General features: G+C 41.6%; 13 protein-coding genes. 9 read left to right on the top strand and 4 right to left on the bottom strand.

Annotated features, from left to right (window positions below):
- Positions 1-69: 69 nt before the first annotated feature.
- Both CXF88_RS05970 and CXF88_RS05965 read right to left on the bottom strand, forming a co-directional pair.
- Positions 70-3,660, bottom strand: a complete 3,591-nt coding sequence (locus CXF88_RS05970) for a VCBS repeat-containing protein (RefSeq protein WP_101086002.1) — start codon at positions 3,658-3,660, stop codon at positions 70-72.
- Between the two features lie 336 nt (positions 3,661-3,996).
- The gene (locus tag CXF88_RS05965) at positions 3,997-5,199 is read right to left on the bottom strand and encodes an ammonium transporter (RefSeq protein WP_101086001.1); all 1,203 of its coding nucleotides are present in this window, start codon (positions 5,197-5,199) and stop codon (positions 3,997-3,999) included.
- A 414-nt stretch (positions 5,200-5,613) separates the two neighbouring features.
- Here CXF88_RS05965 and CXF88_RS05960 point away from each other — a divergent pair, with 414 nt between their 5' ends.
- The 3 genes from CXF88_RS05960 (at position 5,614) to CXF88_RS05950 (ending at position 8,358) form a co-directional block, all read left to right on the top strand.
- Entirely contained in the window at positions 5,614-6,783 is a 1,170-nt protein-coding gene (locus CXF88_RS05960; protein WP_101086000.1) for a lipid-transfer protein, read from the top strand.
- A gap of 218 nt (positions 6,784-7,001) precedes the next feature.
- The gene (locus CXF88_RS05955; RefSeq protein ID WP_101085999.1) at positions 7,002-7,544 is read left to right on the top strand and encodes a carboxymuconolactone decarboxylase family protein; all 543 of its coding nucleotides are present in this window, start codon (positions 7,002-7,004) and stop codon (positions 7,542-7,544) included.
- Positions 7,545-7,710: 166 nt separating this feature from the next.
- Positions 7,711-8,358 (top strand): DsbA family oxidoreductase, encoded by a 648-nt coding sequence (locus tag CXF88_RS05950; protein WP_101085998.1) that lies wholly within the window; start codon positions 7,711-7,713, stop codon positions 8,356-8,358.
- A 49-nt stretch (positions 8,359-8,407) separates the two neighbouring features.
- Here CXF88_RS05950 and CXF88_RS05945 read toward each other — a convergent pair whose 3' ends face one another.
- Positions 8,408-10,753, bottom strand: coding sequence for an FdhF/YdeP family oxidoreductase (locus CXF88_RS05945; RefSeq protein ID WP_101085997.1), 2,346 nt, complete (start codon positions 10,751-10,753; stop codon positions 8,408-8,410).
- Positions 10,746-11,561, bottom strand: a complete 816-nt coding sequence (gene fdhD / locus CXF88_RS05940) for a formate dehydrogenase accessory sulfurtransferase FdhD (protein WP_101085996.1) — start codon at positions 11,559-11,561, stop codon at positions 10,746-10,748. The genes CXF88_RS05945 and fdhD overlap by 8 nt, the downstream gene beginning before the upstream one ends.
- Before the next feature lie 134 nt (positions 11,562-11,695).
- On the opposite strand from fdhD, the gene CXF88_RS05935 reads away from it, so the two are divergent.
- From CXF88_RS05935 to CXF88_RS05910, 6 genes are all read left to right on the top strand, one after another.
- Positions 11,696-12,595: a LysR family transcriptional regulator gene (locus CXF88_RS05935; RefSeq protein ID WP_101085995.1), complete on the top strand. Its 900-nt coding sequence runs from the start codon at positions 11,696-11,698 to the stop codon at positions 12,593-12,595.
- A gap of 369 nt (positions 12,596-12,964) precedes the next feature.
- The gene (locus CXF88_RS05930; protein WP_059745623.1) at positions 12,965-13,249 is read left to right on the top strand and encodes a J domain-containing protein; all 285 of its coding nucleotides are present in this window, start codon (positions 12,965-12,967) and stop codon (positions 13,247-13,249) included.
- A gap of 7 nt (positions 13,250-13,256) precedes the next feature.
- Complete coding sequence (locus CXF88_RS05925; RefSeq protein WP_011636233.1) at positions 13,257-13,784, top strand: hypothetical protein; 528 nt, start codon at positions 13,257-13,259, stop codon at positions 13,782-13,784.
- The gene (locus CXF88_RS05920) at positions 13,781-14,536 is read left to right on the top strand and encodes a hypothetical protein (RefSeq protein WP_101085994.1); all 756 of its coding nucleotides are present in this window, start codon (positions 13,781-13,783) and stop codon (positions 14,534-14,536) included. Before CXF88_RS05925 ends, CXF88_RS05920 begins: the two co-directional genes overlap by 4 nt.
- An 11-nt stretch (positions 14,537-14,547) precedes the next feature.
- Positions 14,548-15,441, top strand: coding sequence for a hypothetical protein (locus CXF88_RS05915; RefSeq protein WP_101085993.1), 894 nt, complete (start codon positions 14,548-14,550; stop codon positions 15,439-15,441).
- 504 nt (positions 15,442-15,945) lie between these two features.
- Complete coding sequence (locus CXF88_RS05910) at positions 15,946-16,350, top strand: VOC family protein (RefSeq protein WP_101085992.1); 405 nt, start codon at positions 15,946-15,948, stop codon at positions 16,348-16,350.
- The last annotated feature ends 234 nt before the right edge of the window (positions 16,351-16,584 follow it).

The raw sequence follows: 16,584 nt of genomic DNA, 5'->3' as shown, positions 1-16,584 counted from the left end.
CTAAATGGCTTGGCCTCAAAAAAGGCAGAATGAATATTCTGCCTTTTTTATTACACATTAAATTATTTGTTAATTAATCATATACATAGCTTTTTGGGTCGACAGCATTAACTGGGTACCATTACTGCTAGAGTATCGCGCTTTAAGCCCTTGCTCTGATGGTTTTCCAATTAAGCCAGGGCTTCGCCAGACGACATTACTGTTAGCGTCATGTTTTTCAATGTGGTAACTGACATCAGACTCACCGGCATAACCTTGACCTTTTTGGACAGTGACAAAATACCCTTGGTTATTACGGGTAGATTCATCGATAGCAATGCCATAGATTGAACGATCGAATGCTTTTTTGCTTTTCTCAACAAGCACTAAGTTGTCTATTTCGTATGTATAGATATTACTGATGTTTTCATAATGATCACCTTCAATACAAATTAGTTCTTGTTGAAGGTCGGTGTCTTTGTTGAGTAACGTTAAATATTGGCAACGTTGATTGATAAAAGACTGCTCTGACAGAGAGTAAGTATTTAGCGTTAATACACTGACCGTATCTTTTCGGGCCACAATCACGGTGTTTTCATATATAACAAAGTCTGTGATATTGCTTTCAAAACTGTATTGCGCAATCAGACTTTGATCTTCAATATTGACGATTTTGAGTACTTTTTCATCGGCATAAATGGCATCTTCAAATCCATCTTGATTGATATCAAATGCCTTTATCACGCCAATATCAGATTGGCTGCTGATTGTAGATTGCCAATGGAAGCTATAATCAAATAATTGCATAACGCTCATGCGCCCATCGTAATATTCTGTTGTTGGCAGCAGTAAATCACCAAAACCGTCATGATTGTAATCAGTGGTGACGGCATGAAAGCTATTATCCCAATTTGACGATATTTGCTCACTCAATTGGTAAGAGCCATCTGCTGCCATTGTCAGGATTCGGCTTCCTTCATAACCGCTTGCTGTTTGCGGAACAAAGAATACGGCTTTTTCATCATTATCGGTAATAGTTGACCAACCAGCACTGCTAAAAGTATCTAATTGAATGGTGGGGGTTGATGGTTTGATGTTTATCGTATTAATGCCGAGATCTGCGACATGAAAACTGTCTGCCCCGGTGCTCATTGTGCCAGAGCCCCAATGAAGTTCGTCTTTGCCATCATTGTCTGAATCACCCACAGTTAACGAACTCACCCCAGTATATGGAATATATACAGACCATAACTCAGAGAGTGTATTAATATTTAAGTTATAAGCATGCAATTGTCCTGACTGACATTCACCAACCACTAACTCGTCGGCCTTATCATTATCCAAATTAATGGTACTGATGGAACAAGTATTAAAGACTTCTGTCGTCGCTAATTGCGATTTATTGACTGCAGAATAGACAGTGATAGCTCCCCAATTATTCGCGCCGGCAATTTCATTAACACCATCGTCGTTATAGTCACCGGCAGTTACGGCTCGGTCTCCAAATGGCGTGCTGTTAGCCCATTTATTTTGCCAACTCTGGGTATCGTAAACTAAGCCAGTATTTGTGATCAGTTCAAGGCCTGGTTGCAGATCCACATTGGAAAAGATGACTTGTTGAGCACTAATATTGGTTGTAAACAGCGTTTCTGAAGGTGCTGACATACTGATAACACTGAGCATGGGTTCTGCATCGTATGAAGTCAGCGCTCGAGAATGCAAATAAGCAATTTCTGGGACCCCGTCATTATCGATATCATCAATTGCAGCGCTGAAGATCGTATCATCTGTAGCTAATAATTCGTATGACAAGGCATTGAGATCGTTAATAACACTGATCCCGTGTGTTGTTATTACCACAATATCATCACGATTATCTTTGTTAGTATCAAAAACCAGAACTTGTTGAATTGTGCCTTGTGATGCCACTTTAAATGGATAAAGCCAGGTTTGCACATAACTACCATTTTGTTCGGTTAGAATGAACAGCCTGTTGTTATTATCTGTTGATATGACTTCATTAATACCATTGCCATCAAAATCACCCACCCACATAGATTTTTCGTAATAAGGAACCTCAATACCTGAACGAGCCAGTGGCATTGGCTTATCGGCATTCACATCAAGTGAAACCGTTGCTGATTCTAGAATGTTGCCATTTGAATCGGTCAGTGCAAAAACAAAATCGACACTTTGCTGTGGAAAAATATAGTCACTTCCTACATGCCACGTGACCAGACCTTGGCTGTCAATGGTTGCACCATTAGGGCCTGAAATTAAGGATCCAATTTTTGATGGATCAATATTGTCTGGGTCGGTGAGCAATGCGCTAAATTGCACGGTTTGTCCCGATTGAATGTTGCTTGGGAGATTAACCGCATTAAATTGTGACGGTGAGTCATTAATGGTAAAGAAAAAGTAATCACTTTCAACAGTGTTAATCCCATCGGAGACGACCATTACCACTTTTACTTCATCGCCGAAAACAGCAATATGAGCTGGTAGGATATTACTTGTTTGCCCTGTGACAGGTTGGCCATTAATGTACCAACGGTAACTGACAGTGAGTTGGTCATTGCTGTTATCTGGGTCGTAATAATACCCAGGCGACACAGTCAGTGGTGTGGTTGTATATAACTGATAATTATTTCCATAGGGCGCTGAAGCTTCTGGAGGTAATGACATCTTAGCCACATCAACAAGCTGTTTATTTGATAAATTACTGTCGATTAAGTCATAAATAGATGCAAAGTAAGTACCTACATCATCAATGCCATTGTTGTCTGTATCTTGAGTATATTTTACTGGACCATTCAAAAACTCCAGCGTAGACGAATTGGTGCCCTTAAATATGATCTTTCCTTGTTCTAAATTTCCATCTAAAGCATTGGTAGATATATTGAATTGACCAATCTTACTGTGAAAGTATGAACCTGAAATAACCCAACTAAACAGGTTATCCTTATACGATTGAGTTTGAGTTATCTGAACAAGTGCTTGAGTTTGGCCTGAGTAAGTATAAAGAAGATTGGTTTTGATACTATTGCTGTATTGGGAAGTATTAGGCGTTTCTTGGCTATTAATTCCATAGGTGCCAGTGAGTGATGTTGTGAGATTACCTTCTTTCCAAGATAAATTATCAAAGTTAAAGCTAAAATTGTATTGGCTTTCTGTGGCAGTTTTTATTGAAAAAGCCATATTGCCGGTTACATTATTGCTATAACCATCACTACAATTATTGTAACTAATGGCAAGGTTACCCGTAAATTGAGTACTTAACTGACCTTTAAATTTGACACTGCCGGAGGTAGAGCATTGAGCAGTAAAATCCACTTTACCAGATTCGTTAACATTATAATCAAGCTCTTCTAAATGTAAGTTGGGCAGTAATATACCTTCTCCATTTATGACTTGTTTAAAGGCATGTTGGGTATTTGATAGCGTCAATGTGGCCAATGATTTTGACCCCGTATAGCGTGCGATGATTAACTGCGCTGCAGCGTTTTCAAGTTCAATCGCATTATAATTATCGGCATTTTTAATGATATTAGATTGTGAGTTCGTGTTTGTTGAACCATCAGGTGTTTCTGAAGGAGAGTCTGATGAGTCTCCGCCACCGCCACAAGCAGAAAGGGAAAATAAAATCGCTAAGGCAAACGAAAGTTGGTTTTTGGTTAACATTTTTCATCCTTGTGACAATGCTATATAAGTGTGATTTTTATGTAAATTTATTGTTTATTTTTTGCGTATACTAGGATTTAGATATGATTTTTGCAATGTAAATTTATGCTTAAGTCAGTTATTTTATTAAGGCCAAAGACGCTGAATGATGGCCGCATACGTCTCCCTGATTAAGTGTTCATTTTGGGGTGTTTCGAATTGGCGATAAGGGTTTAATATTATTGATTTTAATGAATTTATTTATCTTTAATGAGCGAACATATTTCAGGACGGGACAAAGGAGACAAAAAAGGCAGAATGAAGATTCTGCCTTTTTTTAATGGTTATCTTTTTTAACTACTTATCTGAATTGGTTGAACCAATTTTATGAATCGCTAAATCCGCCCCAATAAATTCATCTTCTTGGCTTAAGCGTAAACTCGATAGCTTGTTAACCACGCCATACACAATCATACCGCCAACAATTGCCACCACAACGCCAGCAATACTACCGATAAGTTGTGACATAAAGCTGACTCCGCCAAGGCCTCCGAAAGCTTGCTGGCCAAAAATACCCGCTGCAATACCGCCCCACACACCGCATAAACCGTGTAGTGGCCATACACCTAGAACGTCGTCTATTCTGTTGCTGCGCTGTAATTTGGTGTATACGAAAACAAACAAACCTCCAGCGACACCGCCAACCACAAATGCGCCAACAGGATGCATTAAATCAGAACCGGCACACACAGCCACTAAGCCTGCTAGTGGTCCGTTATGAATAAAACCAGGGTCATTCTTACCCACCACAAGTGCCACAATCGTACCGCCAACCATAGCCATTAAACTGTTTACCGCCACTAAGCCACTAATTCCATCGAGGGTTTGCGCTGACATAACGTTAAAGCCAAACCAACCGACAATCAGCACCCAAGAGCCTAGCGCTAAGAACGGAATATTTGATGGTGCAAAAGCGATACCGGGTTTGCGGCCGCGTCGGGCACCTAATAAATAGATGGCGACTAAGGCTAACCAACCGCCCATGGCATGTACCACAACGGAACCTGCAAAGTCATGGAATTGGGCGCCGAATTGGCTTTCTAACCAAGCTTGGAAGCCATAATTACCGTTCCACATAATCCCTTCAAATAGCGGGTATACGAAGGCAACAATCAAAGCTGAAGCCAATAAAAAAGGCCTAAAACTGCCGCGTTCAGCAATACCGCCAGATACAATGGCTGGAATGGCTGCTGCAAATGTGAGTAAGAAGAAAAATTTAACCAGTTGGTAACCATTATCAGTGGTTAAGCTTTCTGCGCTGACAAAAAAGTGATTGCCGTAAGCAATTTGATAGCCAATGACAAAGTAGGCAATAGCGGAAAAAGCAAAGTCAGTTAGAATTTTCACCAAGGCATTGACTTGGTTTTTATGTCTCACTGTGCCCATTTCTAAAAATGCAAAGCCTGCGTGCATGGCTAACACCATAATTGCACCAAGTAAGATAAACAAGGTGTCTGCACTTTGTGCAATGACGCCAATAGCATCACTAATATTATTCATTTCAGTTCCCACAAAACGATTCTCTGTTGAAATTCATACTTTTATAAAGCAAAAGTCATTCCTAAACCGTTACTTGACTGGCATATTCATGAACCCATATGGTGCAAATAGCTGAAAATGTTGCTGAAATGATCCGTTAAATGTTCTACTTCGGTGCGTTTTTATGTCGGTTCAATGCTCAATAGTGTCAGTAATGATTGATGTTTGGACTGGTAATGTTTCATTTTGGTGCGCTATCGCTTTCATTTGGTGCGTTGTACTACAGGTAAATTAACTTTATGTTAACAGTTGTCATTAAGCTAATATTGTCCAATAACGAGGGCTTAAATACATCGGTTGTAAAGATCCCTATTCCAAATTATCAATAACTGATCCCCAATAACATCTCACTAGAAACAGCATTACGGGAGCAATATGACAGCAGTAAGAGTGGCTGGAGTGGGAATGATCCCATTTTGCAAACCAGGTAAGCATGAGCCCTATCGTGTCATGGCGGCTAAAGCGATAAAGCTGGCATTAGCTGATGCAGGGCTTGACGCCAAGTCAATTGGCCAAGCATATGGAGCCTATATTTATGGCGACAGCACCTGCGCTCAGCATGCATTCTACGATGTAATCCAAAGCGGCATTCCAATTATCAATGTTAATAATAATTGTTCTAGTGGCTCGACTGCGTTATTTCTAGCGCGTCAAGCGGTGTTATCTGGACAAGTAGATTGTGCGTTAGCGTTTGGGTTTGAAGAAATGCAACCAGGTGCATTGGGATCGCATTGGACCGACAGAGAAAGCCCTTTTGAGCGGGTTGAGCCAGTGTTAAAGCAGTTTAATGCCCCGCAAGGTCCAATTGCATTACGGGCTTTTGGTGCTGCGGGTCGTCATTATATGGATAAGTATCACGTCGGTGCCGATATTTTTGCCAAGGTGGCCGAAAAGTCACGTTGTCATGCGTTACAAAATCCATACTCGATGTTTTCAACGCCATTAACGTATCAGCAAGTGCTCGATGATAAGTTAATTTACGATAATTATTTAACTCGGCTTATGGCTTGTCCTCCTACTTGTGGTGCAGCAGCGACCATCGTTTGCAGCGAACAGTTTGCCCGTCAAAATGGCATTACATCCAAGGTAAAGATTATTGCGCAGGCAATGGCAACTGATACAGAGCAGTCGTGGCAAGACCCAATTTATGCCGTCGGTAAGGGAATGAGCCAACAAGCGGCGCTGCAGGTTTATGATGATGCTGGTATCGACCCCAACGATATCGATGTAATAGAACTGCATGATTGCTTTACCCCAAATGAGGTGATCACTTATGAAGCATTAGGCTTATGTCCTGAAGGCGGCGCAGCTGAATTGATTGCCAATGGTGACAACACTTATGGTGGCAAATTTGTTATTGGGCCATCGGGGGGATTAATGTCGAAAGGACATCCAATTGGTGCTACTGGGCTGGCACAATGTACCGAGCTGACATGGCATTTACGTGGTCAAGCTGGCAACCGGCAAGTCGACAATGCCAGGTTAGCGTTGCAGCACAATGTAGGTTTAGGTGGCGCGGTGGTGGTGACGTTATATGGCGTTTAGCTAACGGTTTTATTTCATGTTGCGCTTCAGTGTCGTCGATGTATGAAGGCAATGTAGCGCAACAAGGTGGGCTGTTATTTTATGGTGTGATTTGAATAACAATAAATTATTTGAACGATCACTCAAAATAAACTTGAGCGATTGTTCAAATTAGTTTATAGTGGACTCAATTCGAAACGAAACGCTCCTAAATTTATTTATCTAGAAGAGAGAATATTATGACTGCATTTACTATTCATACAGTAGACACCGCACCAGAAGGCAGCAAAGCTATGTTAGAGGGTGCTAAAAAACAAATGGGTATGGTTCCCAATTTATTTGGCGTTTTAGCAGAATCTCCAAGCACGTTGCAAGCTTACCAACAGTTACATCAGGCCTTTTTAGACACATCATTTAACCCTGAAGAGCTAACGGTTGTATGGCAAACCATTAACGTTGAACACGAATGTGGTTACTGCGTACCAGCCCATACAGGTATTGCACATTCAATGAAAGTAGACCCAGCGTTAACTGAAGCACTACGTAATAAAGAGGCGATGCCAAACGCTAAACTACAAGCGTTACAAGATGCGACATTAAGTATTGTACGTAACCGCGGCAATATTTCTGAAGTAGAACTAGCAGCATTCTATGCCGCAGGTTATGGCCAACAGCAGGTATTAGAAATCATTTTAGGCTTGTCACAAAAAGTGATCAGTAACTATACCAACCATGTGGCAAAAACACCGGTTGATGATGCATTCAAAAAGTTTACTTGGTAATTCTTTACTAACATTTTTACCGACATTTTTATCAAAGATTATCATTCACGATAAGTCGATTCATGTATGACTTCATAATACCAATGCCGCGTTATCGCAAATGGCATTGGTATTTTTTTATCACGTTACAGTGAAAAAGCGTACTTGAAGAGATGAGGACAGCCAAATGACAGCAAAGATTAAGCTCGATATTATTTCAGATGTAGTGTGCCCTTGGTGCATCGTCGGTTATAAACACTTAGAAGCAGCGATAAATGAACTTGGGCTGCAAGATCAAGTTGAGATTGAGTGGCAACCATTTGAACTTAACCCTAACATGCCTGCTGAAGGTGAAAATCTGCGTGAGCATTCAGCCAGAAAATACGGCACAACCCCAGAAGGTAGCGTTCGTGCACGGGCCAATATTGCTCAACAGGGGGCTGAACATGGCTTTATTTTTGACTATTTTGAACAGATGAAAATGGTTAACACTTTAGACGCTCATGTGTTGTTGGAATACGCGAAAGAGGTCGGTAAGCAAACGGAGCTTAAATTGCGTTTATTCAGCGCCTTTTTTACCGAACATAAAGATATTTCAAACCGTGAGGTGTTGACCGCTGAGCTCACCGCAGTGGGTATTAATGCCGCAGAAGCCATGAGTTTACTTGATAACGCTGCAGTGGCAGAACAGGTTCGCGCCAAAGAGGCTCATTGGCAGCAACTTGGTATTTCGGGTGTGCCCACGGTCATTTTTAACCAATCGAGTGCATTAACCGGCGCGCATCCAGTTGAAGCATATAAACAAGTTTTGGCCGATTTAGTTGCCCAGCGCTAATGCGCTAGGGCTACATTGTTTGAGTATTGTTATCCCGAGTTTAGGTTACTTACACCTGAGCCACGCTAATCACCTGTTTGGTTGATGGAGTAATAACCACCGGGATTGATTTTGAGGTTGGGGTGTAAGAGCCAATTCCGACGCTGTTGATTGACACCAGTGGATTCGTCTCAGGATAATAAGCCGCAATGTTACCGCGTGGAATGTCGTAATAAACCACGCTAAAGCCACAGACTTTGCGGACGATATTGTCGTTGGCAATAGACTGTATATCAATAAGTTGGTCTTCAAGCAGATTAAGCTGAACAGCATCTTGTTGGTTCATAAACAATACATTCCGCTTACCTTTAATACCGCGATATCGGTCGTCCATTCCATAAATAGTGGTGTTGTATTGGTCGTGAGATCGCAAACTTTGCAGTAAAAAAATAGGGTGTTGTTCGGCGGATGACGCAGTTGTTTGTGCGTTGCTTGAGCAATCTGCAATAACTGAATTTGGCAACTGACTAGGATTAAATTGAGCTAACTGGTTAGTGGTATTCCAAATAAGCTCAGCAGCGCTATTCCCCAGATAAAACCCGGCTGGTTGTTCGATACGTTGATTAAAGTCACTAAAGCCGTCGATGGTATTTTCGATAAGCTGACGGATTAGTGCGTAGTCATCACGTAATGCCAGCCAATCTAGTTTATTTGCGGCATGGTTTGTTGAGTTGAGCTGAGTCGAGCCGGAATGGTTAAATGTTGCATGAGCCATTTGAGCGACAATATCAATTTCAGATAAACATTGATCAGAGGCGGGTTCGGTCATGCCTGTTGAAGCATGAACCATGCTAAAGGTATCTTCAACGGTGATTTTTTGAATGCCGCTTTGCTGCTTGTCTAATTCAGTGCGGCCTAAACAAGGTAAAATTAAGGCGTCGTGTGTTACTTGTAAGTGGCTGCGATTAAGCTTAGTGCTGATTTGAACATTGAGTTCAGCATTGCGTATTGCTTGGTATGTAAAATCAGTATCGGGCGCCGCAGCCGCAAGGTTTCCACCTAAACAAATTAGCACCTTACTCTGTTTACTGTGCAGGGCTTTAAGGGCTTCGACCACATTGTGGCCCGCTTGCCGAGGTAAGCTGGTAGATAAATGCTGTTCTAAGCGGGTAATAAAAGCGGCAGACGGCTTTTCATTAATGCCCATAGTGCGGTTGCCTTGCACATTACTGTGGCCGCGAACAGGGCATAATCCGGCGCCTTTTTTACCTATTTGACCACATAGCAGATGCAGATTAACGACTTCACGAATAATGTCGACCGAATGCTTATGTTGAGTTAAGCCCATTGCCCAGCAACTGATCACGGTTTTGCTGTCACTGAACACGGTAGCGGCCTGAATAATCTCTGCTTTTGTCAGTCCAGATTGTTGTTGTATTTTATCCCAGCTAGTGTGTGTAACACTGTGTTGATAATCTTCAAAAAATGCACTGTGCTGCTGTATAAACTCATGGTCAATTTTATCTGGACGTTGTTCAATAATAAATTTAGCCATGCCTCGCGCAGCGGCCATATCGCCGCCTAATTTAGGGGTTAAATACAAATGGCTGATGGTAGTGGCTGCTGGAGTGAGCAATTCTATAGGGCTTTGTGGACTGGCGAACTTTTCTAAGGCAACTTCTTTAAGATTATTGAAAGTGACAATTTTACCCCCTTGTTTGGCGGCCTTGCGCAGAGTATTCATCATTCTTGGGTGGTTGGTGCCAGGGTTTTGGCCAAACACAAAAATGGCTTCGGCGGCATCAAAATCTTCTAATACTACCGTGCCTTTACCTATTCCAATGGCGTTAATTAATGCGACACCGCTAGCTTCGTGGCACATGTTAGAGCAATCGGGAAAGTTATTGGTGCCATAAAGCCGGCCAAAGAGCTGGTAGAGATAGGAGGCTTCGTTACTGGCGCGTCCAGAAGTGTAAAATTCAACTTGGTCAGGGCTACTTAAACTGTTGAGCTTGGTGGCGATAATCGAAAATGCCTCAGACCAGGTTACTGGTTCATAGTGATCGGTTATCGCATTAAAGCGCATTGGTTCGGTTAAACGCCCCTGATACTCTAACCAGTAGTCAGTCTGTTTTGTTAGTTGGCGTACCGAATGTTGAGCAAAAAAATCGCGGCCAACGCCTTTACCCGTTGATTCCCATGCCACAGCTTTGGCGCCATTTTCACAAAACTGAAATGCACCTTGCTTGTTATCACCCCATGCACAACCCGGGCAATCGAAGCCATCAGTTTGATTAACACGGAGTAAGTTTTTAAGGTTTTGCTTGGTGTGCTGGCTGCGAAGTACATGAGTAAATGTGGCTTGCAGTGAAGGAAATCCGCCGGCTTTAGTTGGTTTTTGGTGATGACTAGACATGAATTTCTCCGATAGGGCTCAGCGATAGACGGTTAACATTAAAATGACAATCGTAACTGGAATAATAAATAGGTGCTGAAAACTTGGGTATGTGAATAATATTGAGGTTGTATTTTAGTGCCAGCTTGACTGCCAGTTGGCTTGGCGAAGCTAGACTAATAAGATTGTTAGCGCCAAAAAGAACCGCTTTATGGATCAATTCACTGCTACAACGACTGGTGATTAATAAGGTTTTACATGATGTTTTTTGCGTCGCGGTTGTTTGCCTTATTAACATGCCGATAAGTTTATCGAGTGCATTATGACGGCCGATGTCTTCACGACAGGCGATAATGTCGCCTTGTGCTGTTAACGCTAAAGCCGCATGTATCGCACCACTTTGTTGAGCTTTTATTTGGCTGTCGGCAATACGTTGTTTTAAGGTTTCAAGGTTATTAATGTCAATGGGGCGTGTGACCGGAAGAATAGCTAATTGAGGCAGTGCATGTTCTATTGCTTCAACACCGCAGATACCGCAACCTGTTGCACCCACGAGCCGACGTTTTTTACTGTTTAAGGCCGACAGACAACGATTGGCGATAGTCACTTCAACCATAAAGCCGCTATCTGATGGCGTTATTTGAATGTCATGTATGTCATGATCGTTTTGGATAATGGCTTCGGCAAATAAAAAACCAATCGCAAAATCTTCAATATCATCAGGGGTGACCATCATCACAGCATAGTTAATCCCGTTAATATTAATGGCGGCAGCCGCTTCCTCTACCAGATGTTCAATGGGGGGCAACCATTTATATGAAGCATTCATGTGTACAGACTCAAAACCGGACGTGGATCACAGTTTAGGGGGCGCTAATACACAAAGCCAATCAAACAAATTTATGCGGTGATAGTTTTTATCTATTAATATAGTGAAATTGATAGGCAGACTTTGAAGGGCGTATGAACCTGAGACAGTTACATTATTTTTATGAATTAGCGCAGTTTAAGCATTTTGCTAAAGCAGCCAAAGCTTGCCATATTACCCAGCCGACTTTGTCAGCCAGTATTACTGCGTTGGAAAAAAGCTTTGGTACCGAGCTAGTGGTGCGCGGCAGTCAGTTTGTTGCGTTAACCGATGCTGGACAGATTGTATTGCGCTATGCAGAAAAAATGCTGTTAGATCAAGCGGCGCTAAAACAAGAATTGAGTGTGTTTAGTGGGCCATTAATCGGCTCTTTACGGATTGGCATTGTGCCGCAGTCGAGTGTCGATATTATGCCGATAATTAAAGCATTCAACGAGCTGCATTCTAATATTGCCGTAACGCTCTTGGTGACCACCAATGAAAAGCTGATTGAGCAACTGACTTTGCATCAAATTGATATCGGTTTAGGGTTTGATGAAAACCTTACTGAGGCGAATCGTCGCACGTTTCATTTTTATCCGCAGATTGATAATGATATGGCGGTATTATCAACCCAAGCACTTGTTAATCAACTCGACACTACTGCGCTAAGTGATAACCGATTAACCCTTAATAATTTGCAACGTTTACCATTGGTGTTGTTGAGCCAAAATATGCAGTTTAGGCAATACATTGATAATGCGATGGCAGAAACGGATTTACGCTTTAATGTGGTGTTAGAAACCGATTCGTTATTTCACCTAGTCAGCGCGGTAAAACACAATATTGGCTACGCGATTGTCAGCAGCGGTATTGCAAAATCAGCTCAGCAGTTATTCAATCTGCATTACCGACAACTGCAAGGTATTGAATCGGGTAATACGGTGTTTATTACCCGTAAATACAGTGTCTCACCAGCGATGCGCGAATTTGTGAGTCTGATTGAAATGGGGTAATTTTTGCAGGTGTTTTGCCGTTAAAGCATCATGCTAGCAAACTCAGATAGGCGTGGATATTGTTAATATCGCATCATTCAACTTGGCTGGTGGCATCTTAACGGCAGCAAAGATAACACCTGTTAATGACAACGCTGCTTTTTGGGTGTCATAGCTGTCCTAAAATAGCTGTCCTAAAAATAGCTGTCCTAAAAATAGCTGTCCTAAAAATAGCTGTCCTAAAATTGATGTCTTAAATGATTGCAACTTAACTTGGGTTTATGTTTGCTGCAAGCCTGTGATTGTTGATATAATAGCGGGCTAAAAAATTTATCTATTTACAGACTTTTTTATCTCGCAATCACTGCCACATCGCCTGCAGGAATAACTATGATTAACCACTTTAGCGTACTGGGCGTCAGAGCCAATGCCAAAGAAGATGACATAAAAAAAGCCTATAAACGTTTATCGAATAAGTACCATCCTGACAAATTACTTGGGGCGTCTGATGATGAAAAGCAACAAGCATCTGTCCAGCTCCAACGAGTCAAAAAAGCTTACGAAGTGTTGTCAGATAAAAAGCAGAGAAATGCTTTTATCAATGATTTTAACAACGTAATTGTTACCGATCCCACAGCCGCTATGCGCGAGTTGTGGGACGAATATTATTCCTGAGTATCCCATGGCTAAACATCTTAATATCTCACGCATTAATGAGCTAAAAAATAATGCCAATGACAATATAGAATCTTACAACGACCCTGATACGCCAAATGCACTGGCAAAGTTTACCAGCCAAATCAGAGAGATATTGTTGGCCGATCCTGGGATGCTAGATTCAGTCCCTGAATATTTACCTGTTGCACTTTATGAAAGAGTTAAGTTCTCGCCTGAGTCAAAGCGCCAATGGGCACATTGGATTAGCTTGAATATTCACCCAAGCTGGGATGAATTTAAAACGACGATTGCGTTTAACAACGCCGATCTACCTCTGGCGCTTGCGGTACGCAAATATAACGAAGATTTGCTCATTGAAAGTTGTGCCGTGGTGTATTTGTTAGAGACTCAGGGAGATACAGCGCCCAAGCCTGAGGAAGATGATTCAGATGGTCTTCACGAGCATGAACGTGATGAAAACGATGATGACGACACGGACTATGATAGCGATGAAGAAGGTTATTATGACCAATATGACGAGGATATCGAATGAACAGTCTCATTGAAATAACCGCAGCTGAAATACAAGAGCTGGCTAATGTTGAGCCTAAACAGGCCAGCAAGAGATTTGAATTGATTGCATCGTCGATGTCAGATGATCAGTTGGTTGAAGTTATCGAGAAAATGGATATCGTTACGTTGACACAAATTAACAGTCAGCATGATATTTCGTGTCCATCGATTATGTCTGAGTTAATGACCCCAGAACAGATCCGCGACATTGTCTGCCAGCAGCCACTTTATTGGGAAGAAAAAATCAAGAGTAATGCAGAAGAGTTAATGCAGCATACTTTTGATTTTATGACTTATCTGATTCGAATCCAAGACAATGAAGAGAAACAAACTGCTATTTTAGAGTGTTTGGCTGAAGATCCTGCTGCGCTGTTTTATCTATCGATTCCGTTTATCGAGCTTATTTTAGGCGGTACCAGCAGTGATGACGATGAGATCAACGACACTTTTGATGATGAAGCGGATGAAGAAACCGTGGGTTACTCAGATTGGCAAGCCGATGAAGAGGCACACAGTCTTAGCATCGATGACCCGCGCAGTTTATTAGCATTGATCCGCGATCGAGCGCCTAATGTTGAAAAGGCGATTAAGAACATGCTGCGTAACACCGGCTCTGATTGGCAGTTAATTATTAGCCAGTTTGCCAGTGAGTTAGTGATACAGGCGAAAGAAAAGAACCAAGTCACCGACGAGTATGCTGAAGTTGATGACATGTTTAGCTTTCTTGATTAAGGGTTCTGCAAATGCAATTGGTATTACGTGACGAAAATCAGGGTCCCTATCTGAGTCGGGTGTTGGCTTATGGCCGAACCGAAGAATTGCTCAGTAATGAGCAATTGGGACAGATCAAAGCGAAAGCCATTTTGATGAGCCTTAAGTTCGCTGATAAGTTTTATAACAAGTATAAAATGCATTTGCTTGAAGAAGCTGCGCAAGATGTTATCGGCATTGTTAGCATTGGCTTAATGGCATTATCGGACCAAAGTCAGGCTAATGCTATACGGTTGCTACTGACTGATGACGGCGTAGTTAAGTCGTTCCAGAAGGGCTGGGGAATGCTAACTAAAGTTAGCCAACACAGGCTTCATGGTAAATCTGTTTATGGTGACGTAGATAAAGTATTGCTTGATCAAGTGTCGAGTCCACCTGATTGTGACGAATGGCAAGGCTGGGCTTACTACCAAGAAGCATTAGCTGAGCATAATCGCCAGCAATCTATTAATGCCTTATTGGCTCAGTTCTACATTGTCGGCACTTTTGATCCAATGGATTATATCAATCTAGAAAGTACTCTGGCAGAAGCCGTGTTATATCGGATATTTTTTGACGGTAAAAAAGTCCGTCAAGATCTTAAACGCCGCATGGCTCGTATAGAAATTAAAGATGAATGGTTTAACCTCGAATTTATCGAGCTACAAACTAAGGTGGCTTTGGCCGAGTTACCTAACGAGCTTGCTGATGCAATTCGTTTAGATTTAGGTAAGCATTTTAACGCAGCATTGTTGCGGACCCTGCATTTCTCTCGAAGTTATCAAGAGTTGGCCATTCAAAATGCCTCTCCTGAACGATTGGAGCGCCTGGAATACAAAGAAGGCTTAATTGGTCTACTTGGTTGGCCAATCTATATCGACATGTAGTTTAGCTTTAGGAAGCTTGCGAGTGAGCAGGCTTCCTAAACTCGCGAGTTATTACTGCCATTATTTACTTCCCTATTGCGCAGCAGCATAAAATCTCTCGTTACCGTGATGTTGTACATTATATTTATACTCTGCTTTGAGTTAACAACGTTTTAATCCTATCTAATACCTATTTAAAATTACTTTTTTCAACTCAATCATTTCATATTGCACTTGTTACAAATACTGTTGCTTCCCTATTCAACACTGACTTAATGGTTAACTTATTCATATAGCACAACATATGTGAGTTGCATCTTCTGCTATCCGATCGATACAGAGGTGTGGATAGTGTGGAGCCAATGGTATTAACGTCCACTGATGAAACGACTCGGTTATGGATTATCAAATGATTTTTGATAATGTTTAGCTTTTGTGGTGGTTCATTGGTAGTCATAATCCCAGTAATATAAGGCTTTGCTGATAAAGATCGTTAAAGTCGGCTATATTCTAAAAGGGCGTGGTATGAATATTCGCTTTGATCATTTGTCACTAAGTGCTAGAAATCCGCAAAAAATGAGCGATTTTCTGGTGGCGTTATTAGATTTAACCGTTGGTACTCGACCTAATCTTGAGTTTTCTGGTTATTTTTTATTTGCCGGTGATAAAGATGTGATACATATTTTTGCTAACCAGCAGCCAGAGGTAAGCAATCAACTGTCGCAAAATGAGCAGCCGCAAAATATTGTTCATCATGTGAGTTTTTTCAGTGATAACTATCAAGATGTCATGGCAAGAATTGCCAAACTGGGCCTGCGCTATTCTATGAGTGAAGTGCCGGGAACGTCGGTTAAACAAATTTTTGTTCGCGGCCCTGAAGGGCTCATTATTGAAATCCAAGCCTTGCCGAACGGCGAGTGCGGTTTGTAGTTGTGTATAGTATTGGTTTTGTGTCATATTTATCATTAAGTTATGTTGTTAGTACGTCATTGTAGAGAGTGATGATCGACAGTGAAAATCGATAGCGGTTGTTGATAATCATTGTCGATAGTGATTGTCGATAGTGAAAATTGCTAGCATCTTGATAGGGTTAATTGTACATCTGCATTTTCTGTTAGTTGTTAACGCGTTAATCATTCTTTGGGCCGAGTCTGCTGCCTATTC

Source organism: Shewanella sp. ALD9 (assembly GCF_002836315.1).
Taxonomy (GTDB): Bacteria; Pseudomonadota; Gammaproteobacteria; order Enterobacterales; family Shewanellaceae; genus Shewanella.
Note: the sequence above shows the minus strand (reverse complement) of the source record. Positions and strands in the feature narration are given on the sequence as shown.